Source organism: Streptomyces sp. NPDC056161 (assembly GCF_042268025.1).
In the GTDB taxonomy this organism is placed as follows: Bacteria; Actinomycetota; Actinomycetes; order Streptomycetales; family Streptomycetaceae; genus Streptomyces.
In genome coordinates, this window is the sequence record NZ_JBHJUV010000078.1 from 1 (window position 1) to 20255 (window position 20255).

Consider the following 20255-nt stretch of genomic DNA (forward strand, 5'->3'; position numbering starts at 1 on the left):
GTCACGTTGATCTTCTCACCACGGAACATGGCGTCCCGCAGCCCGAACACATCCGTCGCCACCGCCAGCTCCCGCAGCAACGCCAGCGTCTCATCGGTCACCAGATGCTTCGAATAGTCGATGTACAGGTCACCGACGCGTACGACATACCGCTGGGCCCGTTCCGGGTCCGCCGCGAACAGCTCGCGCAGGCTCTGCCGCCACTCGGTGCGGTGGTCGGCGAGCGCGGCCCACTCGGGGCGCCGGGTGAGCACGGGGTGGGTGGACTCGGCCATGTCAGACGTTCTCCTTGGTGCCCTCGCCACGCAGGGCGACGGCGTACATCTCGTCGGCGTCGAGGCGGCGCAGCTCCTCGGCGATGAGTTCGGAGGTGGGGCGGACCTTCAGGGCCAGGGTGCGGGGCGGCTGGCCGGGCAGGGTCAGCGTGGCCAGCGGTCCCTCGGGCCGGTCGATGACGATGTCGCCGTCGGCGGTGCCCAGGCGGACGGCCGTGACGACCGGACCGGCCGTGACCACCCGGTCGACCGGGACCGCGAGGCGCACCTCCAGCCAGCGGGCGAGCAGTTCGGCGCTGGGGTTCTCGGCCTCGCTCTCCACGGTGGCGGAGACGATCCGCGCGCGGGCCTGGTCCAGGGCCGCGGCCAGCATCGAACGCCAGGGGGTGAGCCGGGTCCAGGCCAGGTCGGTGTCGCCGGGGGCGTAGGAGCGGACGCGGGCCTCCAGCGCGTCCAGCGGGTGCTCCACCGCGTACATGTCGGTGATCCGGCGCTGGGCGAGGGCGCCCAGCGGGTCCTTCGCCGGGTTGTCGGGCGCGTCCACCGGCCACCAGACGACGACCGGCGCGTCCGGCAGCAGCAGCGGCAGCACCACGGAGTCGGCATGGTCGGAGACCTCGCCGAACGTGCGCAGGACCACCGTCTCGCCGGTGCCCGCCTCATAACCGACCCGGACCTCCGCGTCCAGCCGGGACTGCGTGCGCTCGCGGGGCGTGCGGGTGTGCCGCTTGATGACCACCAGGGTGCGCGAGGGGTGCTCGCGCGAGGCGTCCTCGGCCGCCTTGATGGAGTCGTAGGCGTTCTCCTCGTCCGTGACGATGACCATCGTCAGGACCATGCCCACCGCCGGGGTGCCGATGGCACGGCGGCCCTGCACAAGGGCCTTGTTGATCTTGCTTGCCGTGGTGTCGGTCAGGTCGATCTTCATGGCCTGCGCCAGCTCCGTCCGTCTCGTGCGAGCATCTCGTCGGCTTCCTCGGGTCCCCAGCCGCCCGACGCGTACTGCGCCGGCCGGCCGTGCGCCGCCCAGTACTCCTCGATCGGGTCGAGGATCTTCCAGGACTCTTCCACTTCCCGGGGCCGGGGGAACAGATTGGCGTCGCCGAGCAGTACGTCCAGGATGAGCCGCTCGTACGCCTCCGGGCTGGACTCCGTGAACGACTCGCCGTAGGCGAAGTCCATGGAGACGTCCCGGATCTCCATCGAGGTGCCGGGCACCTTGGAGCCGAAGCGCACCGTCATGCCCTCGTCGGGCTGGACGCGGATGACGACCGCGTTCTGGCCCAGTTCCTCCGTGGAGGAGTGGTCGAAGGGGGAGTGCGGGGCCCGCTGGAAGACCACCGCGATCTCGGTGACCCGGCGGCCGAGCCGCTTGCCGGTGCGCAGGTAGAAGGGGACGCCCGCCCAGCGGCGGTTGTCGACCTCCAGCTTGACGGCCGCGTAGGTGTCGGTCTTCGACTGGGCGTCGATGCCGTCCTCCTGGAGGTAGCCGGCGACCTTCTCACCGCCCTGCCAGCCCGCCGCGTACTGCCCGCGTACGGTGTGCGCGCCCAGGTCGTCGGGCAGCCGCACCGACTTGAGCACCTTCAGCTTCTCGGTGACCAGCGACTCCGCGTCGAACGCGATCGGCTCCTCCATCGCGGTGAGCGCGAGCAGCTGGAGCAGGTGGTTCTGGATGACGTCGCGGGCCGCGCCGATGCCGTCGTAGTAGCCCGCCCGGCCACCGATGCCGATGTCCTCGGCCATGGTGATCTGCACGTGGTCCACGTACGACCGGTTCCAGATCGGTTCGTACATCTGGTTGGCGAAGCGCAGCGCCAGGATGTTCTGGACGGTCTCCTTGCCGAGGTAGTGGTCGATCCGGAACACCTGGTCCGGTTCGAACACGTCGTGCACGACCGCGTTCAGCTCGCGGGCGCTGGCCAGGTCGTGGCCGAACGGCTTCTCGATGACCGCGCGCCGCCAGGAGCCCTCCGGGGGCTTGGCGAGCCCGTGCTTCTTCAGCTGCCGGACGACCTTCGGGAAGAACTTGGGCGGCACGGACAGGTAGAAGGCGAAGTTGCCGCCGGTGCCGCGCGAGCTGTTCAACTCCTCGACGGCCTCGCGCAACTGCTTGAACGCCGTGTCGTCGTCGAAGTCGCCGGGCACGAACCGCATGCCCTCGGCGAGCTGCTGCCACACCTCCTCGCGGAACGGGGTGCGGGCGTGCTCGCGCACCGCGTCGTGCACCTCCTGCGCGAAGTCCTGGTGCTCCCAGTCCCGGCGGGCGAAGCCCACCAGCGAGAAGCCCGGCGGCAGCAGTCCGCGGTTGGCCAGGTCGTAGACGGCCGGCATCAGCTTCTTGCGGGACAGGTCGCCGGTCACCCCGAAGATCACCAGCCCGGACGGACCGGCGATCCGGGGGAGGCGGCGGTCGCGGGGGTCACGGAGGGGGTTCACCCAGTCGGCGGCCGGCCCGCTCGGTGCGGTCGGCCCGCTCGGTGCGGCCGGCCCGGCCGGTGCGGTCGGCCCGGCCGGTGTGGCCGGTGCGGTCGGTACGCGGTCCGTGGCCGGTGCCGGTTCCTGCTCGGGGACGCTCATCGGACGTCGGCTCCCTTGCTGTCCAGGGACTTGGCGACGGCGGTCAGCAGCTCCTGCCAGGCCGCCTCGAACTTGGCGACGCCCTCGTCCTCCAGCTTGCGCACGACCTCGTCGTAGGAGATGCCGAGCCGCTCCACGGCCGCGAGGTCCGCGCGGGCCTGCGCATAGCCGCCGGTCACCGTGTCACCGGTGATCTCGCCGTGGTCGGCGGTGGCGTCGAGGGTCGCCTCCGGCATCGTGTTGACGGTGCCGGGCGCGACCAACTGGTCGACGTACAGGGTGTCCTTGTAGGCGGGGTCCTTCACACCGGTGGAGGCCCACAGCGGGCGCTGCTTGTTGGCGCGGGCTCCCGCGAGGGAGGTCCAACGGGCGCCGCCGAACACCTCCTCGTACGCCTCGTAGGCCAGTCGCGCGTTCGCCAGCGCCGCCCGGCCCTTGAGCGCACGGGCCTCGGCGGTGCCGAGGAGCGTCAGCCGCTTGTCGATCTCGGCGTCGACCCGGGAGACGAAGAACGAGGCGACGGAGTGCACGGCCGACAGGTCCAGGCCCGCCGCGCGGGCCCGCTCCAGGCCGGCCAGATAGGCGTCCATGACCTGCCGGTAGCGTTCGAGCGAGAAGATCAGCGTGACGTTGACGCTGATGCCGAGGCCGATGACCTCGGTGATCGCCGGCAGGCCCGCCTCGGTGGCCGGAATCTTTATCATGACATTGGGCCGGTCGACGAGCCACGCGAGCTGCTTGGCCTCGGCGACCGTCGCCGCGGTGTCGTGCGCGAACCGCGGATCGACCTCGATGGAGACCCGGCCGTCCCGGCCGCCGGTGGCCTCGTACACGGGCCGCAGCACGTCGGCGGCGGCGCGGACGTCGGCGGTGGTCATCATCCGTACCGCCTCGTCGACCGTCACGCCGCGCGCGGCGAGGTCGGCCAACTGCTCCTCGTAGCCTTCGCCCGAGCCGATGGCGGCCTGGAAGATGGACGGGTTGGTGGTGACGCCCACGACGTTCTTGCCGGCGACGAGTTCGGCCAGGTTGCCGCTGCTGATCCGGCGCCGTGACAGGTCGTCGAGCCAGATGGACACCCCCGCGCGGGTCAGGCGTTCCAGTGCTCCCGCGGGCGCGGTTGCTTCGGTCACTGTGATCATCTTCTTTCTGGCGATCGGATCAACCGCGGGCGTCGGCCAGGGATTCCCGGGCCTTGGCGGCGATGTTCTCGGGGGTGAAGCCGTACTCGGTGAACAGCGTCTGCGCGGCCGCGGAGGCGCCGAAGTGTTCCAGGGAGACCACGCGTCCGGCATCGCCCGTATAGCGGTACCAGGTCAGGCCGATGCCCGCCTCGACCGCGACCCGGGCCTTCACGGCCGGCGGCAGGACGCGTTCGCGGTACTCCCGCGGCTGCTCCTCGAACCACTCGACCGACGGCATCGACACCACTCGGGTGCCGATGCCCTCGGCCTCCAGCAGCTCCCGGGCGGCGACGGCCATCTGCACCTCGGAACCGGTGGCGATCAGGATCACCTCCGGGGTCTCGGCCGACGATTCGCGCAGCACGTACCCGCCCTTGGCCGCGTCCGGGTTCGGCGCGTACGTGGGCACGCCCTGGCGGGTCAGCGCGAGCCCGTGCGGGGCGGGGTGCGTGGTGTGCCTCTTCAGGATCTCGGCCCAGACGACCGCGGTCTCGTTGGCGTCCGCCGGGCGGACGACGCCGAGGCCGGGAATGGCCCGCAGGGCGGCCAGGTGTTCGACGGGCTGGTGGGTGGGGCCGTCCTCACCGAGGCCGACGGAGTCGTGCGTCCACACGTAGGTGACGGGCAGCTGCATCAGGGCGGCCATGCGGACGGCGTTGCGCATGTAGTCGGAGAACACCAGGAAGGTGCCGCCGTAGATGCGGGTGTTGCCGTGCAGGGCGATGCCGTTCATCTCCGCGGCCATCGCGAACTCGCGGATGCCGAAGTGGACGGTGCGGCCGTACGGGTCGGCGCCGGGCAGCGGGTTGCCCTTCGGCAGGAAGGAGGAGTTCTTGTCGATGGTGGTGTTGTTGGAGCCGGCCAGGTCGGCGGAGCCGCCCCACAGTTCGGGCAGGACCGCGCCGAGTGCCTGAAGTACCTTGCCCGAGGCGGCGCGGGTGGCGACGGACGTGCCCTCCTCGAAGACGGGCAGCGCGTCCTGCCAGCCCTCGGGCAGCTGACCGGCGACGACACGGTCGAAGACGCGGGCGCGCTCGGGCGTGGCGGTGCGCCACTCGGCGAGCCGCTTGTCCCAGGCGGCGTGCGCCTCGGCGCCGCGGTCCAGGGCCCGGCGGGTGTGCGCCAGCACCTCGTCGGCGACCTGGAAGTGCCGGTCGGGGTCGAAGCCCAGGACCCGCTTGGTGGCCGCGACCTCCTGAGCGCCCAGGGCCGAGCCGTGCGCGGCCTCGGTGTTCTGCGCGTTGGGGGCGGGCCAGGCGATGGTGGTGCGCAGCGCGACGATCGACGGGCGTCCGGTCTCCGCGCGGGCCGCGGCGAGCGCCGTGTGCAGGGCGTGCACGTCGACGTCGCCGTTCTCGGCGGGCTCGACGCGCTGCACGTGCCAGCCGTAGGCCGCGTAGCGCCCGAGTACGTCCTCGGAGAAGGCGGTGGCGGTGTCGCCCTCGATGGAGATGTGGTTGTCGTCGTAGAGGAAGACCAGGTTGCCGAGCCGCTGGTGGCCGGCGAGCGAGGAAGCCTCGGCGGAGACGCCCTCCTCCAGGTCACCGTCCGAGACGATCGCCCAGATGGTGTGGTCGAAGGGGGAGGTGCCCTCGGGGGCGTCCGGGTCGAACAGACCGCGCTCGTAGCGGGCGGCCATCGCCATGCCGACGGCGTTGGCGACGCCCTGGCCGAGCGGTCCCGTGGTGGTCTCGACACCGGCGGTGTGCCCGTACTCGGGGTGGCCGGGCGTCTTGGAGCCGTGGGTGCGGAACGCCTTCAGATCGTCGAGATCCAGCTCGTACCCGGCGAGGAACAGCTGGGTGTACAGGGTCAGCGAGGTGTGGCCGGGGGACAGGACGAAGCGGTCGCGGCCGGTCCACTCGGGGTCGGCCGGGTCATGGCGCAGCAGCTTCTGAAAGATCGTGTATGCGGCGGGCGCCAGGCTCATCGCCGTGCCGGGGTGCCCGTTGCCGACCTGCTGCACGGCATCGGCCGCCAGGAGGCGGGCGGTGTCCACGGCACGCCGGTCGAGGTCGGTCCATTCGAATCCGTCGGTTGAATGCGTGCTCATCTTCAAGAAGTCCTCGATCTCAGCGGAGTTCTGGCCGGACGCGTTAAAACTTAAAAGTCAGACTTTTGGGAAGGAAGGTCGAGGTGTGTCAGCCTGTGGTGAAAGTGGGACACCGGCGCCACGACGGCGCACGACAGGGGCGGCACAAGAGCGACATGGCGGGCAGAACAGTGCAAGGCGGCGATGGCGGCGACGGGATCAGGACCTTCCCCTTCCCGGTCGACCTGAGCGTGGGCGGAGTCGGCATCCAGGTCGGCCCGATGGCGGCCGAGCGCACCTGGCACCCGGAGGCGCCGCTGCGCCGCGTCCACCGCATCGACTTCCACGTGGTCCTGCTGTTCACCGACGGCCCGGTCCGGCACATGGTCGACTTCACCGAGTACGAGGCGACGGCGGGCGACGTGCTGTGGATCCGCCCCGGACAGGTCCACCGCTACTCCCGGACGTGCGAGTACCACGGGACCGCCCTCACGATGCAGCCCGGTTTCCTGCCCCGCGCCACCGTGGAGGCCACCGGCCTCTACCGCTACGACCTGCCGCCCCTGCTCCACCCGGACCCGGCGCAACTCGACGCGCTGCGCGCCGCGCTGGCGCACGTGGGCCGTGAGTACGAGGACACGCGCACCCTCCCGCTCAGCCTGCACACGGCCGTGCTGCGGCACTCCCTGACGGCGTTCCTGCTGCGCCTCGGCCATCTCGCGGCCAGTTCCGCGCCCACGCCCCGGCAGCAGACGGACACCACGTTCACGCTGTTCCGTGACGCGGTCGAGCAGGGCTTCGCCACCAATCACAGCGTCAGCGCCTACGCCGACGCGCTCGGTTACTCCCGCCGTACCCTCGTCCGCGCGGTCCGCGCCGCCACCGGCCAGACGCCCAAGGGCTTCATCGACAAGCGGGTGGTCCTGGAGGCCAAACGGCTGCTCGCCCACACCGATCTGCCCATCGGCCGGGTCGGCGCGGCCGTCGGCTTCCCCGACGCGGCGAACTTCTCCAAGTTCTTCCATCTGCACACCGGACTGACCCCGGCGGCGTTCCGGGCGGAACTCGGCTGACGCCTGCCCGTGCGTCGCACGGCGGCCCCTGCCTCACCCCGCAGGCCGCGCGTGGAACCGGTTGGCCGCCGTGGAACCGAAGCCGACACCCCTGAACCGCGCCCAGCCGCCCAGGCGACCGAGCCGATGTCCACCGTCGCCGGTTGTCCACTACCGCCGGTTGTCCACCTCCGCCGGTCGTCCGGCGCCGCCCGTCACACCGCGCTGCCGGCCTTCCAGTCCGCCCAGGACATGTTCCAGCCGTTGAGGCCGTTCGCCGGGTCCACCGTCTCGTCGCCGGAGTTCTTCACCACGACGACGTCACCCAGCATCGAACTGTCGTAGAACTCGTATCCGTCCACGGACCGGTCGCCCGCACCCTTGGCGTCGTGCAGACCGACGCAGCCGTGACTGGTGTTCTGGTGGCCGAACACCGAGGTGGACGCCCAGTAGTTGCCATGGACGAACGTGCCGGAGGTGGTCAGCCGCTGGGCGTGCGGGACGTCCGGGATGTCGTACTCGTCGCCGAGCCCGACCGTGGACGACTCCATGCGGGTCTGCTTGAACCTCTCGCTGATCACCATGATCCCGGCCCAGGTCCGGTGATCGGGGTCGCCGCCCGTGACGGGATAGGTGGCGCTGGTCCTCCCGTCCCGTACGACCGTCATCCGCTTCGCCGCCAGGTCGACCGTGCTGATCTGCTCGCGGCCGATGTGGAAGGTGACGTCCTTCGACTGCTCGCCGTACACGCCGTCCGCGCCCTCGACGTCCCGCAGCCGCAGGCTCAGCGTGACCGTCGTGCCCGGTGCCCAGTACGTCTCGGGCCGGAAGTCCAGCCGGGTGTCGTCGAACCAGTGGCCCACCACCTCCACCGCGGGCTCGGCGGTCACCGTGATGGCCTTCTGCACGGCGGTCCGGTCGGTGACGGCACGGGTGAAGTTGAGGGAGACCGGCATGCCGACGCCCGAGGTGGAGTCCGCCTCGGGGGTGAAGTAGCCGAGGAAGGTCTCGGCGGGCGCCTCGGTGGTGAAGGTCGTCACCGTCGCCTCGGCGGTGTCCTGCGCCCGCGCCGTCACCGTGTACGCGGTCCCCGAATACGGGTTGCGGGACGAGGTCCATTTCGTCCGGGCGTCGTTCAGGCCACCGGGCAGAGCAGCGCCGTCGGCGTCGGTGACCTTGACGGAGGCCAGCGTGCCGTTGGCCACGGAGACCTTGACCGGGCTGGTGAAGTCCGCCTTCGCGGTGCCCGCCGCGGGCGTCACCGTGATCGTCGCCCGCTCGGTGACGGCCTGCGCGGACGCGGCAGTGTTATTGCCGTTATTACCGTTCTGGCCGTTCTTGCCGTTCTCGCCCACGCCCGACGCGTTCGCGGACGAACCGCACCCCGTCAGGAACGCGACCGGCGCCCCGCCGAGCAGGGCCAGTATTCCGCGCCGCGACCAGGTGCGGGACCGCTGCTCCGACCGATTCGATATGCGCGATGCGCCCACGACACGCCTTTCTGATATGCCTGATCGTCCCCCTCGTGTCCGGACATCCTGCTCCGCTTGTCTGGGGCGGACCTTTGAATCCGTGCGGTGCTCCCTTAGATTCCCGTGAGGACAGGGCCGGTTGGGGCGTCGCACCGACCGGAACGGGGAGTTGTCCGGGCCGGTCCGTTCGTGAACGGAGCATGAACGCCCGACCGGCGGTCCTGAGTTTCCGGTGAGATCCCCCGACCGGCCTGGCTTCCCCACCAATTCGATAGGAATAGTGAGGAAGCAGCAGCTCGCCGACCCTGCCGGAGGTATCCATGACCGAAATCAGCAAGCGCCCCGTCGTGGCCGTCGTGGGAGCCGGCGCGTCGGGCACCCTCACCGCGGTCCAGCTCTGCGAGACGGCGGCCCGCCGCCGGATCCCGCTCGATCTCGTCCTGGTCGACCCGGCCCCGGAGGCGGGCCGCGGCGTCGCCTACGCCACCCGGGACCCGCGCCACCGCCTCAACGTCCCCGCGGGCGGCATGAGCGCCTACCCCGACGACCCGGGACACTTCACCCGCTGGCTGTGCCGGCACGGCGAACCCACCGTCACCAGCGCCGACTTCGCCACCCGCTACCGCTACGGCGCCTATCTCGCCGACACCCTCGGACAGGCCGTCGTACGCGCCCACGGCACCGTCTCCGTACGCCGGCTGCGCACCCGGGCGGAGGACTGTACCGGCACCCCCGACGGCCGGGTGGAACTCCACCTCGCCGACGGGGGACGACTGACCGCGGACGCCGCCGTGCTCGCCACCGGGCCCGCCGCCCCGTCCGCCGCCTGGGCCACGCCCCGGCTGCGGGACTCGCCCCGGTTCATCGCCACGCCCTGGGTGCCCGACGCCCTGGACGGCCCGCTCGCCGACGACGCCGACGTCCTGCTCGTCGGCACCGGCCTCACCGCCGTCGACCTCGCCCTCACCCTCGACCGCCCCGACCGCACGGTGCACGCGCTCTCCCGCACCGGCCTGCTGCCCCAGCCGCACGCGCTCGGCCCGGCCGGGCCGATGCCCGCACCCCCGGACCTGTCCGACACCTCGCTCGGCCGGCTGCGCCGGGCCGTCTACCGGCACCTCAGCCGCTCCCTGCGCACGCACGGCGACTGGCGTCCCGCCCTGGACAGCCTGCGCCCGCACACCGCCCGGCTGTGGCGCAGCCTCACCCCCGGGGAACGGGAGGAGTTCCTGGCCCGCGAGGGCGCCCTGTGGAACACCCACCGCCACCGCATGGCCCCCGCCACCGCCGAACGCGTCTCGCGCGCCCGCACCGCCCGTCGGCTGCGCGTCCACACCGGCACGGTGACCGACGTCCGGGCCGACGGCGACGCCGGGCTGCGCGTCGAACTGTCCGGCGGGCACACGCTGTCCGTGGGCTGGGTGATCGACTGCACCGGTCCGGGACGGCGCCCCGACGACCCGCTGTGGCGGGCGCTGTTCACCGCGGGCACCGCGGTCACCGGGCCGCTCGGCATGGGCGTCGCCACCCGCGACGGGCGTCTCGTGGACGCCCGTGGGGAGGCCGGGGCGCCGCTGTTCACGCTCGGCGCGCCGCGCCGCGGCGAGCTGTGGGAGACCACCGCGATCCCGGAGATACGCGTCCAGGCGGCCGAACTGGCCCGGCAACTGCTCGCCCCGCTCACCACCCGGCCCCGCACCGCACGCCGGCCGGCCGACGGCCACGGCCTCGCCCTGTCCACCCACGCGGAGGCGGCCGCCGCCTACCGCGCCGGACTGGACCGGGCCCTCAAGGTCCGCGCCGGAGCGGAGGACGGCTTCGCCCGCGCCATCGCCCTCGACCCCGGCTTCGCCCTCGGGCACGCCGCCCTCGCCCTGCTCGGCCACGAGTGCTCCGCCCCCGTCGATGTGCCCCGCGCGCTCGCCGACGCACAGCGCGCCGCCCGCGAGCGGGCCGACGACCGCGAGCGTTCCTTCGTGGACGTCGTCACCCGCCGGATCGTCGGCGACGACGGCGACCGCGCGCTCATGACGCATCTGCGGACCTACCCGGGTGACGCGCTCGCGCTGGCCGCGGCCGTGCCCACCATCGCCTTCTCCGGCGTCAGCGACCTGCACGACGACGACGCGCTCCGGCTGCTCGACCTGACCTCGCCGGCGTTCGACGGGCACTGGTTCCACACCTCGCTGCTCGCCTTCCTGCGCCAGGAGCAGGGCCGGCTGCACGAGGCGGGGGAACTGGCGCACCGCGCCCTGGCCGTCGAGCCCGCCTCCGGGCACGCCGTGCACGCCCTCGCACACGTCCACTACGAGTCCGGCGCCCACGAGGCGGGCCGCGACTGGCTGGACCGCTGGGTGTCCGGCCGCGGCCGGGGCGCCGTCCACAAGGCGCACTTCTCCTGGCACATCGCCCTGCACGAACTCGCCCTGGACGACCCGGCCGCGGTGCGCAGGCGCTGGTTCGCGCAGCTCGCGCCCGGCCGGGTGACCGGGGTACGGGCGCTGGTCGACTCGGGTTCGATGCTGTGGCGGGCCAGGCTCAGCGACAACTGGCCCGGCGAACTGCCCACCGCCGACGTGCTCGACGCGGTCGCCCGTGACGTGCTGGAGCGGCCCGCGACCGCGTTCACCGCGCTGCACGCCGCGGTCGCCCTCACCGCCGCGGGGGACCTGCCCGCGCTGCACCGGCTGCGCGACCACGCGGCGGGGGCCGACCCGGTGCAGCGGGAGGTCATCGCGCCGTTGTGCGAGGCGTTCGCCGCGCTCGTCGAGGAGCGGTTCGCTCAGGCGGCCCGCGGCCTCGACGCGCTGCTGCCGGTGCTGCGCCGGGTCGGCGGCAGCGCGGCCCAGCGGGAGGTCGTGGAGGAGACGCTGCTGTACGCCCTGGTGGCCGACGGCCGCTGCGACGCGGCCCGCCGCCTGCTGGACGCCCGCCTGGACCGCAAACCGGCGCCCCGCGACCGGCGGTTGCTGGCGGCACTGCCCGGCTGAGGGACGGTCGTCGGCCGCAGGGTGAGAGGCGGCCCGGAACGGCGGCGTCGGAGCACGCGGGTCGTCTGCCTGCTCTGCTCACCTGACTGCCTGACTGCCTGACTGCCTGACTGCTCGGCTCGCTCGGCCGCTCGGTCCGGCCGTCTGCTTGAGGCGCCGTCGTACGGCCTGGCGGGGGTGGGTCGGGGTGCCCGCTCGTGGGGGCGGCCGGGGCGGTTGACGGGCGTGGCCCGCTGCTCGGCTGGGCCCGGCGCCGCACCCGCCCGTACCGGGAACGCCGCGGCGCCGGGGCCGTCCGGTCTTCGCACGTCCCCCCGGCCGCCCCCGGCCGGGTGCGGATCACCGTCGGCGCCGCCCTCGGGGCACCGCTCTCGGGACCGAGGGCGGCGGCAGGCCGGTGGCGGCGGCGAGGGCGCGCCCCACCGCTACGCCTGACGGCGCGTCAGCCGCAGTCCGGGGGCGCACACCGCGGTGCCGCGCGGCACCCCCGGCTCGTCCCGCGCCGCGCGCACCCGCAGCGTCAGCACCATCTCTCCGCCGTCCGGCGGCAGCACGAAGGGCAGCGGCACCGCCGCGGTCTGCCCCGGCAGCAGATCGGGCAGTTCGGCGGGCGCGGTCAGGACGAGGCCGTCGGCGCGGGACAGCTCCCACTCGCCCGCCAGCCAGGCCAGACCACGCCGCCGCTGATGGTTGCTGAGGACGATCCCCTCGTGCCTGAAGCACGCGATCCGGACCGGACCCGTACTCTCCCGGTCCTCACGCGTCACGGGCTTGCCCGGCCGGTCTTCCCTCGTTCACGTACGGGAGGATGCCGCGGCCCCGGAACCGGTGGATGAACCCGCCCCGACGGCCCGGCGTTGCCCCGATGGCGGCCGGACGGCAGGCGACCCGCCGCCCGGGGAGAGCGCGTCCCATCGCCCGTGACGATCGCACCACCCTGATCCCGAACGTGCGCCACCCCGGGCACCCCGTCCGTACGGGACGCCGAGGCCGTCATCGAGGTGCCCTGCCCGGTTGACGCGAACGGCGCGCACCCGGCCGCCGTGGACGGCGCGCACCCGGTCGCCGTGGACCCGCCGCCCTGCACGCGACCGGACCGGTCTGCGCGGTCGAGGCGGTCGAACGCCAGGTGCTGTCCGCCGCCGCGTCCGGGTTCCCGGGCGACAGCCGTACGGGCCTTCGCGCTCCGCCCGCCGGTCGACTCCGTCAACGTGGCCCGCAGGCCGGTCGCGGGCCGCACCGAGGTCCACCCCGGTCTGTCCCGCCTCCGACAGGAGATACAGACCGGGCACATGGCCCGCTCATCGCAAACGGGCGGAGTGTGACAGGGGGCTTGGTTTTCCGCGCTTCCCATGAAGAATTAAGAAACAGGTAAATCACCTGCTCACGGCAGCTGTCCGAGCCCGTTCGACCATGATGGTTCGCCTCCGCGACACCTGAAGTTCGCCCGCCGCCCCTGGGATGCCGGGCAGGCCAGAGAAAGGTGAGACCGTGCGAGACCCGCGTCTGTCCGCGATCGGCAAGGGACTGAAGCGCCGGGGGAGGCTCATGGCGCAGGCGGTGAGCCCGCCCCGCCGCACCCTCGGCGCCGTGCCCGCCCAGCGCAAGGCCCCCGACAAGACCGCGGGCGACGACAGCGGCGGCTACGCGGCGCCGCCCGCCCCACGCCTCGTGGAGTCGCCGGTCTTCGTGCTCTCCTCGGTGCGCTCCGGCTCGACCCTGCTCAGGGTCCTGCTCAACAGCCACAGCCGCATCCGGGCACCGCACGAGATGCATCTGCGCACGGTCCACGTCCAGATGTCGCGGCATTTCACCGCGGCCGCGATGAAGGAGCTGGCCCTCGACCGGCAGGAGCTGGAACACGTGCTGTGGGACCGGGTGCTGCACCTGGAGCTGAACCGCAGCGGCAAGGACGTCATCGTCGACAAGACCCCACCCAATACCCTCATCTGGCCCCGCCTGCACCGATGTTGGCCGAGAGCCCGCTACATAGTGCTGCTGCGCCACCCCGGCGCGGTCATCCAGTCCCTGACCAACCGGCGCGAGAACCCGAACCACGACTCGATCCGCGCTGAGGTCCTGAACTACAGCGAGAAGCTGGAAGAGGCACGCCGCCGGCTCGACCCGCATGTGATCACCTACGAGGACCTCACCGCCGACCCGGAGCAGGTCACCCGGGGTGTGTGCGCCTACCTCGGGGTCCCCTGGGAGAGCCGGATGCTCGACTACGGCACCCAGGACCACGGTGTCTTCCGCCCGCAGCTCGGCGACTGGAGCGAGGAGATCAAGTCGGGCCGCATACGCGCGGCCCGCGAGGCGGATCCCGCGCTCGCCCTGCCACCACGGCTCGAAGAGATCGCGAAGGCATGGGGGTACCCGGTCTAGACCCTCGCGCGGGCGGTCCGCGGCGGTCGCCGTGCCGCCCGCGCGCGTCCCGCTACAGGGGCAGCGCCTGCGGTGCGGTCTCCCGCGGCGCCGCGGGAGCGGGCGGCGCGGACCGCAGCGGACCGGTCTCTTCCGGCCGCCGCTGCGGCAGCGGCGCGGGCCACACCGGCCGCGGCCCCGACACCACCGTGTAGTCCGGCCCGAGGAACGGCGGCTCGATCGCCCCCTGGTCCTCCCCGAGCGCCAACTGCACCGCTGCCCAGGGGGCGTTCACCCCGCACAGGGACAGCTGGTGCAGGCCGCCCGCGGGCCGCGTGTTGACGTCGAGCAGCACCGGCCGGTCACCGTACATCCGGAACTGGATGTTGGACAGGTAGTGCAGTCCGAAGCCCTCCGCGATCAGCCGGGCCGGCTCCAGCCACTGCTCCTGCACCGTGAACCCGCGGCGGCGGCCCGACTTGGTGCGTCCGACGGCCAGCCGGAGCCGGTTGTCCGGCCCGGTCAGGCAGTCCACCGACACCTCCGGCTGCTCCAGGCGCGGCATCACCAGCCAGTCCACCGGGTGGTCGGCCCGCCGGAGCGCCGCCACGACCAGGTCCAGTTCCACGTAGGGGCTCGGGAACCCGCTCAGCTGCACGAGGGACAGCGGGCTGCGGGTGATCACGCGGAAGCCCACGCCGCCCGCGCCGACGGCCGGCTTGAAGCACGCCTTGTGCCCGTCGGCCTCCAACTCCTCGACGGCCGCGAGGAGTTCGTCCGCCGTGCGCACCCGCCGCCACGGCGGCACCGGCACCCCGACCGAGCGGGCCGCCTCGTAAGCGGTCGCCTTGTCCTCGAAGAGGGCGACCGCCTCCGCGGTCGGTGCCAGCAGTGCCGTTCCGGCCGCGGTGAACTCGGCGCGGTGCGCCACGATCGCGGCCTGGTGCAGCCGGGGCACGAACACGTCGATGCCGCGCCGCGCGCACTGGTCCAGCGCGTACTCGACGTAGCCGGCGGGGGACAGACCTTCCGGCTCCAGGTCGGCGGTGTCGGCGGCGGCCAGTACGGGGGAGTCGGGGTCGCCGTGCGTGGCGTGGACCTCGACCGCCCGGTCGCTCGGATTTCTCCGCAGCTGATCCATGAAGAACACGTTCTCCGCGTACGTGCGGTTGAGCCAGACGCGTACGCGGGAGAGCATGCAGGCCGCCTTCCGGGGGCTTCGGGGCAGGACTCAGCGGCCCGTGCCCGGGCATGGTGGTGGGAGGGACACCGAACCGCGCTGTGCGACGGATGATCGTGGCGGTGGTGTTGCGGCGATCATACGGGTTTCCGGAGGCCCGCCGTGCAACGCGGGTGTTACGGATTCCCCCTTTCCGGGTGTCGGTTCTTGCCATCCCCGGAATCGGAAGCGGAACCGGAAGCGGAGGGCGGCCGGGACGGGGACGGGCGGCGTCCGCGCGGCCCACCGGGCACCGGATCACCGCCTCCGGGCACCGCGTCACCGCTTCCGGGCCCGGTGGACGCACCTGGGCCGGTGGGACGCACGCGGGCCGGTCGGACGCACCTGGCCGCCCCGCCGGCCGGGGCACCTCGACGCGGTAGCCGCTCAGTCCCTCGGACACCAGGTGTGCAGCAGGTGGAAGAACGCCTCCTCGTTGCCCATGAGCCCGGCGTCGGCCATCGCCTGCTCCGCCTCGGCCAGTACGGCGGGTGGGACCAGACACGGCCTGTCGCCGTCCGGTGGGCCGTCGAAGGCGGCACGCACCGTATGGAGCAGCCGCAGGTATGCCTGTACGGCGGTACGCTCGCGGTCGGTCAGTACGGCGGTGGACATGGTCGGCTCCCCGGGTCGGCTCAGCAGTCACGCGTCGGGACGGCGCGTACGCCGCGCGTGGTGGCGGCGCACCTCCAGCTTGCCGTCCGCCACTGACAACGCCGCCCGGCCGCACATGGTTTCGCCCGCTCGGCCGAGTCCGCGGGTGTGCGGGAGCACGGGTCCGGCGAGGTCGGGTGAGGTCAGGGGGCGGTGGTGGGCGACGTCGGGTGAGGTCAGGGGGCGGTGGTGGGCGACGTCGGGACCGGCCCAGACGCGGGTGTCGGGCGCGCGGGGTACGACCGTCGTGGGGCCTCACGGGTGCCCCTGGTCCGTCGGCGGCTCACGACTCGGGAGGATTGACGCTTTCCAGGAGCATGTCCAGCCACTCCGCGACCTTGTCCCGGTGCTGGTCGGTGGGCAGTTGCGCGGCGCGCCAGGCGATACCGCGCACCCCGTGGTCCTGGAGCAGCCGCTCCAGCGGGTCCGCGGCGGCCGCGGCCGCCGCCCGTTCGCGGTCGGCGAGCTTCTGCAGCAGCTCCTGCTCGGTGCGCTGGAGTGCGCCCGCGACGGCCTCGGGGTCCTCCGCGGTGAGGAATCCGGCGTGCACCCGGAAGAAGCGTTGCAGGGCGTCGCAGTGCTCCATGGTGGGGCGCCGGTCGCCGTTGATGAGGGCGCCGGCCTGCTGCCGTGACATGCCCGCGCCGTCGGCGATCTCCTGCTGGGTGTACCTGCGTCCGTTGGGCTTGAGCCGGGTGCGGCGCAGCAGGTCCAGGCGTTGCAGGAACCGGGCCTGGACATCGGGTTCGCCCGCGGGGCGGCCGCTCAGCAGGGCCCCGACGACGGGTTCGGGGACGCCGCAGGCGACGGAGAGCCGCCCGACGTCGAAGACTTCGGGGTGCGGCACACCGAGCCGGTCGGCGAGCGCGGTGACGCGTGCGACGACGGCCGGCAGCTGGGCGGTCGCCGTGGCGCCCGGATCCTCGTAGCCATCCGTCACCGACAGGACTCCTAGGTCTCTCAGGGGATGCGGTGGCTTGCCACCAGGGGCTGCCGTGAACTTCCCGGAGAGTAGCCCCTGCCCGGAACCCGCATCCAGGTCCCGCCACAACTGTGGCCAATTTCAGCCGTCAACGAGGTGGAAATGCCACGATAGTTGACATGGACGCCGTCTAGCAGCAGGATCACAACGCCGCGTGAAGGCCGCAGAGGCAAGAGGGGTGACCTCCCGATGGCATATCAGGCAGGTGGGCGGCGGCCGGCGCCGCGGCCGGTCCCCGGGGGCCGCGAGGTCCAGGCGTACCTCCAGGACTACGCCGTGCTCCTGGACGCGGTCGCGTTCCCGTCGCTCGTCGTCGATCACCGCTGGGACGTGGTGTTGGCGAACGGTGCGTTCGAGACACTTTTCCGCGGTGTCGGATCGCATCCCACGGCCATGCCCGGCGACAACTTCCTCCGCTTCGTCCTGTTCCACCCCGACGCCGGCACGGTGCTCGGGGAACACGAGTCGAGTTGGGCCCTGCCGATGCTGGCCCGCTTCAAGGCAGACCTGGAGCGGTACGCCCACGACCACGGACTCCAGGCGATCCGCCGGGAGATCGCCCAGGACCCGATCATGGAGGCCGCCTTTCGGCACGGACTGCCGCACTGGATCCGCGTGGTCGGCGCGGCCGCCGCCGAGCACGACGGCGCCGTCCGCCCGCTGCTGCATCCGGACCCGCGCTGGGGCGCCACCGACTGCCGCATCGTCGACGACACCCCGAAGACCCTGAGGGAGCTGGGCCACAGCCGCATCACCTTCGTCCTGCGTGACCCCCGTCGCCCCGCGGCCGCCGCCCGCCGGCCACGCCGCACCCGAGGTACGGCCGCCCATCTGACCGTCGTACCCACACCGGAGCCCTGACCCGGCACCGCCGGCGTTCAGGTCGCCGACGGCGCCGGGCGGGTCCACCTGGCCGGACGCATCGCGCGCCCCAGGGGTAATGCAAGCCCCTTGCGTATCTTGCGCTATTCTTGCGCCCATGACGCGACGACTTGCGGAAGTGGCGAAGAAGGTCGGGGTCAGCGAGGCCACGGTCAGCCGGGTGCTCAACGGCAAGCCCGGAGTCTCCGAAGCCACCCGGCAGGCGGTGCTGTCCGCCCTCGACGTCCTCGGCTACGAACGGCCCACCCAGCTGCGCGGAGAGCGGGCCCGGCTGGTCGGCCTGGTCCTGCCCGAACTGCAAAACCCCATCTTCCCGGCCTTCGCCGAGGTCATCGGGGGTGCGCTGGCCCAGCTCGGGCTCACTCCGGTGCTGTGCACCCAGACCAAGGGCGGTGTCTCCGAGGCGGACTACGTGGAGCTGCTGCTGCAACAGCAGGTCTCCGGCGTCGTCTTCGCCGGCGGTCTGTACGCCCAGGCGGAGGCCCCGCACGACCACTACCGGCAGCTCGCCGACCGCAACATCCCGGTGGTGCTGGTCAACGCGGCCATAGCGGACCTCGGGTTCCCCGCGGTGTCCTGCGACGACGCGGTCGCCGTGGAGCAGGCGTGGCGCCACCTCGCCTCCCTCGGGCACGAACGGATCGGCCTGGTCCTCGGGCCGGGCGACCACATGCCCTCGGCGCGGAAGCTGGCCGCGGCCCGCGCCGTGGCGGGGGAGCTGCCGGACGAGCACGTGGCGCGGGCGATCTTCTCGATCGAGGGCGGACACGCGGCGGGCGCCAAGCTCATCGACCGCGGGGTCACCGGTTTCATCTGCGCCAGCGACCCGCTCGCACTGGGCGTGGTACGGGCCGCCCGGCGCAAGGGACTCGACGTGCCCACTCAGGTCTCGGTCGTCGGCTACGACGACTCCGCGCTGATGAACTGCACCGAACCGCCGCTCACCACCGTCCGCCAGCCCATCGAGTCGATGGGCAAGGCCGCGGTCGAACTGCTCAACGCGCAGATCGGCGGAACCGCCGTACCCGCCGACGAGTTGCTGTTCGAGCCCGAGCTGGTGGTCCGTGGTTCCACCGCGCAAGCGCCGCGTGGCTGAGGTGCAGTAGATCCCATTCCACTGTCAAATAATTACAGATTCTGCGCGACATCTTGCGAACCTCTGGTCTCGATGCTTGAGTGTGCGGCACCCACAGCTCCTGTCCAGAGGGGTCCACCGATGTCAAGCACCGGGTTCCGTCGTACCTTCGTCGCGATCGGCGTCTGTTCCTCCCTTGCCCTCGTCGCCACGGCCTGCGGGTCGTCCGGCGACGAGTCGGCCGACGGCAAGACTCGCATCACCGTCAACTGCGAGCCGCCCAAGAGCGCCAAGGTCGACCGGAAGTTCTTCGAGGAGGACATCGCCTCCTTCGAGAAGCAGAACCCGGACATCGACGTCGTCGCCCACGACGCCTTCCCCTGCCAGGACCCGAAGACGTTCGACGCCAAGCTCGCCGGCGGGCAGATGGAGGACGTCTTCTACACCTACTTCACCGACGTCAAGCACGTCGTGGACATCAACCAGGCCGCGGACCTCACCCCGTACGTCAAGGAGCTCAAGAGCTACGACACCATCCAGCAGCAACTGCGCGACATCTTCACCGTCGACGGGAAGATCTACGGCATCCCGCGCACCGGCTACTCGATGGGCCTGATCTACAACCGCAAGCTCTTCGAGAAGGCGGGCCTCGACCCCGACAAGCCGCCGGCCACCTGGGAAGAGGTCCGCGCCGACGCCAAGAAGATCGCCGCGCTCGGCGGCGGAACCGTCGGCTACGCCGACTACAGCGCGCAGAACCAGGGCGGCTGGCACTTCACCGCCGAGATGTACTCACAGGGCGGCGACGTCGTCAGCGAAGACGGCAAGAAGGCATCCGTCGACACCCCCGAGGGCCACGCCGTCCTGCAGAACCTGCACGACATGCGCTGGACCGACAACTCCATGGGCAGCAAGCAACTGCTCATCCTCAACGACGTCCAGCAGATGATGGGCTCCGGAAAGCTCGGCATGTACCTCTCCGCCCCCGACAACATCCCGATCCTGGTCAAGGAGAAGGGCGGCAACTACGACGACCTGGCGATCGCCCCGATGCCCGGCGGCCAGGCCACCCTCGTCGGCGGCGACGGATACATGTTCAACAAGAAGGACTCGCCCGAGCAGATCCGGGCCGGCCTCAAGTGGCTCGACCACATGTTCCTCACCCCCGGCTCCGGCTTCCTCGGCGACTACGCCCGCGCCAAGAAGAACGACGCCCCGGTCGGCCTGCCGGAGCCGCGCCTGTTCACCGGCGCCGCCGACGCCAAGGACCAGGAGGTCAAGAAGGCCAACGCCAACGTCCCGGTGGAGAACTACCAGGCGTTCCTGGACGGCAACCAGAAGCTCCAGATGAAGATCGAGCCGCCCAACGCCCAGCAGATCTACTCCGTCCTCGACGGCGTCGTCTCCGCCGTCCTCACCAAGAAGGACGCGGACATCGACCAGCTCCTGGGGGACGCCTCCGGCAAGATCGACAGCATTCTGTCCCGGGGCTGA

General features: G+C 72.1%; 14 protein-coding genes and 3 pseudogenes. 7 read left to right on the forward strand and 10 right to left on the reverse strand.

Annotated features, from left to right (window positions below; genetic code table 11):
- From ACFC09_RS41435 to tkt, 5 genes and pseudogenes are all read right to left on the reverse strand, one after another.
- Nucleotides 1-275: pseudogene (locus ACFC09_RS41435) on the reverse strand (glucose-6-phosphate isomerase); the annotation flags it as partial.
- A gap of 1 nt (nucleotide 276) precedes the next feature.
- Nucleotides 277-1203, reverse strand: a complete 927-nt coding sequence (gene opcA / locus ACFC09_RS41440; protein ID WP_376537527.1) for a glucose-6-phosphate dehydrogenase assembly protein OpcA — start codon at nucleotides 1201-1203, stop codon at nucleotides 277-279.
- Entirely contained in the window at nucleotides 1200-2855 is a 1656-nt protein-coding gene (gene zwf / locus ACFC09_RS41445) for a glucose-6-phosphate dehydrogenase (RefSeq protein ID WP_376537529.1), read from the reverse strand. The genes opcA and zwf overlap by 4 nt, the downstream gene beginning before the upstream one ends.
- A complete protein-coding gene (gene tal, locus ACFC09_RS41450; RefSeq protein WP_376537531.1) occupies nucleotides 2852-3997 on the reverse strand; it encodes a transaldolase in 1146 nt (381 codons plus the stop codon). Before tal ends, zwf begins: the two co-directional genes overlap by 4 nt.
- 19 nt (nucleotides 3998-4016) lie before the next feature.
- The gene (gene tkt, locus ACFC09_RS41455) at nucleotides 4017-6092 is read right to left on the reverse strand and encodes a transketolase (RefSeq protein WP_376537533.1); all 2076 of its coding nucleotides are present in this window, start codon (nucleotides 6090-6092) and stop codon (nucleotides 4017-4019) included.
- Nucleotides 6093-6247: 155 nt separating this feature from the next.
- Here tkt and ACFC09_RS41460 point away from each other — a divergent pair, with 155 nt between their 5' ends.
- Entirely contained in the window at nucleotides 6248-7144 is an 897-nt protein-coding gene (locus ACFC09_RS41460; RefSeq protein ID WP_376537535.1) for a helix-turn-helix domain-containing protein, read from the forward strand.
- Nucleotides 7145-7338: 194 nt separating this feature from the next.
- Here ACFC09_RS41460 and ACFC09_RS41465 read toward each other — a convergent pair whose 3' ends face one another.
- Nucleotides 7339-8613 (reverse strand): Ig-like domain-containing protein, encoded by a 1275-nt coding sequence (locus ACFC09_RS41465; RefSeq protein ID WP_376537537.1) that lies wholly within the window; start codon nucleotides 8611-8613, stop codon nucleotides 7339-7341.
- A gap of 302 nt (nucleotides 8614-8915) precedes the next feature.
- Between ACFC09_RS41465 and ACFC09_RS41470 the strand changes: the two genes are divergently transcribed.
- Nucleotides 8916-11585 (forward strand): FAD/NAD(P)-binding protein, encoded by a 2670-nt coding sequence (locus ACFC09_RS41470; protein ID WP_376537539.1) that lies wholly within the window; start codon nucleotides 8916-8918, stop codon nucleotides 11583-11585.
- A gap of 443 nt (nucleotides 11586-12028) precedes the next feature.
- Here the strand turns inward: ACFC09_RS41470 and ACFC09_RS41475 are convergent.
- Nucleotides 12029-12509 (reverse strand): annotated as a pseudogene (locus ACFC09_RS41475) (DUF4981 domain-containing protein); the annotation flags it as partial.
- Between ACFC09_RS41475 and ACFC09_RS41480 the strand changes: the two are divergent.
- Nucleotides 12493-12910: pseudogene (locus ACFC09_RS41480) on the forward strand (hypothetical protein); the annotation flags it as partial. The pseudogenes ACFC09_RS41475 and ACFC09_RS41480 sit on opposite strands and share 17 nt — an antisense overlap.
- A 166-nt stretch (nucleotides 12911-13076) precedes the next feature.
- Entirely contained in the window at nucleotides 13077-13970 is an 894-nt protein-coding gene (locus ACFC09_RS41485) for a sulfotransferase (RefSeq protein ID WP_376537541.1), read from the forward strand.
- A gap of 52 nt (nucleotides 13971-14022) precedes the next feature.
- On the opposite strand, the gene ACFC09_RS41490 is transcribed toward ACFC09_RS41485, so the two are convergent.
- The 3 genes from ACFC09_RS41490 to ACFC09_RS41500 form a co-directional block, all read right to left on the reverse strand.
- The gene (locus tag ACFC09_RS41490; protein ID WP_376537543.1) at nucleotides 14023-15147 is read right to left on the reverse strand and encodes an ATP-grasp domain-containing protein; all 1125 of its coding nucleotides are present in this window, start codon (nucleotides 15145-15147) and stop codon (nucleotides 14023-14025) included.
- 408 nt (nucleotides 15148-15555) lie between these two features.
- Nucleotides 15556-15783: a hypothetical protein gene (locus ACFC09_RS41495; protein ID WP_376537545.1), complete on the reverse strand. Its 228-nt coding sequence runs from the start codon at nucleotides 15781-15783 to the stop codon at nucleotides 15556-15558.
- A 322-nt stretch (nucleotides 15784-16105) separates the two neighbouring features.
- A complete protein-coding gene (locus tag ACFC09_RS41500; protein WP_376537547.1) occupies nucleotides 16106-16762 on the reverse strand; it encodes a helix-turn-helix domain-containing protein in 657 nt (218 codons plus the stop codon).
- A 231-nt stretch (nucleotides 16763-16993) separates the two neighbouring features.
- Here ACFC09_RS41500 and ACFC09_RS41505 point away from each other — a divergent pair, with 231 nt between their 5' ends.
- The 3 genes from ACFC09_RS41505 (at nucleotide 16994) to ACFC09_RS41515 (ending at nucleotide 20255) form a co-directional block, all read left to right on the forward strand.
- Nucleotides 16994-17665: a hypothetical protein gene (locus ACFC09_RS41505; RefSeq protein ID WP_376537549.1), complete on the forward strand. Its 672-nt coding sequence runs from the start codon at nucleotides 16994-16996 to the stop codon at nucleotides 17663-17665.
- A gap of 118 nt (nucleotides 17666-17783) precedes the next feature.
- Nucleotides 17784-18782: a LacI family DNA-binding transcriptional regulator gene (locus ACFC09_RS41510; RefSeq protein ID WP_376537551.1), complete on the forward strand. Its 999-nt coding sequence runs from the start codon at nucleotides 17784-17786 to the stop codon at nucleotides 18780-18782.
- A gap of 120 nt (nucleotides 18783-18902) precedes the next feature.
- Nucleotides 18903-20255, forward strand: a complete 1353-nt coding sequence (locus ACFC09_RS41515; protein WP_376537553.1) for an ABC transporter substrate-binding protein — start codon at nucleotides 18903-18905, stop codon at nucleotides 20253-20255.

Bases quoted from the DNA above. Each gene is read 5' to 3' on its own strand.
- ACFC09_RS41470 (WP_376537539.1), top strand. From the start codon at position 8,916: ATGACCGAAATCAGCAAGCGCCCCGTCGTGGCCGTCGTGGGAGCCGGC.
- ACFC09_RS41490 (WP_376537543.1), bottom strand. From the start codon at position 15,147: ATGCTCTCCCGCGTACGCGTCTGGCTCAACCGCACGTACGCGGAGAAC.
- ACFC09_RS41515 (WP_376537553.1), top strand. From the start codon at position 18,903: ATGTCAAGCACCGGGTTCCGTCGTACCTTCGTCGCGATCGGCGTCTGT.
- ACFC09_RS41510 (WP_376537551.1), top strand. From the start codon at position 17,784: ATGACGCGACGACTTGCGGAAGTGGCGAAGAAGGTCGGGGTCAGCGAG.
- ACFC09_RS41460 (WP_376537535.1), top strand. From the start codon at position 6,248: ATGGCGGGCAGAACAGTGCAAGGCGGCGATGGCGGCGACGGGATCAGG.
- tkt (WP_376537533.1), bottom strand. From the start codon at position 6,092: ATGAGCACGCATTCAACCGACGGATTCGAATGGACCGACCTCGACCGG.
- opcA (WP_376537527.1), bottom strand. From the start codon at position 1,203: ATGAAGATCGACCTGACCGACACCACGGCAAGCAAGATCAACAAGGCC.
- tal (WP_376537531.1), bottom strand. From the start codon at position 3,997: ATGATCACAGTGACCGAAGCAACCGCGCCCGCGGGAGCACTGGAACGC.
- zwf (WP_376537529.1), bottom strand. From the start codon at position 2,855: ATGAGCGTCCCCGAGCAGGAACCGGCACCGGCCACGGACCGCGTACCG.
- ACFC09_RS41505 (WP_376537549.1), top strand. From the start codon at position 16,994: ATGGCATATCAGGCAGGTGGGCGGCGGCCGGCGCCGCGGCCGGTCCCC.
- ACFC09_RS41495 (WP_376537545.1), bottom strand. From the start codon at position 15,783: ATGTCCACCGCCGTACTGACCGACCGCGAGCGTACCGCCGTACAGGCA.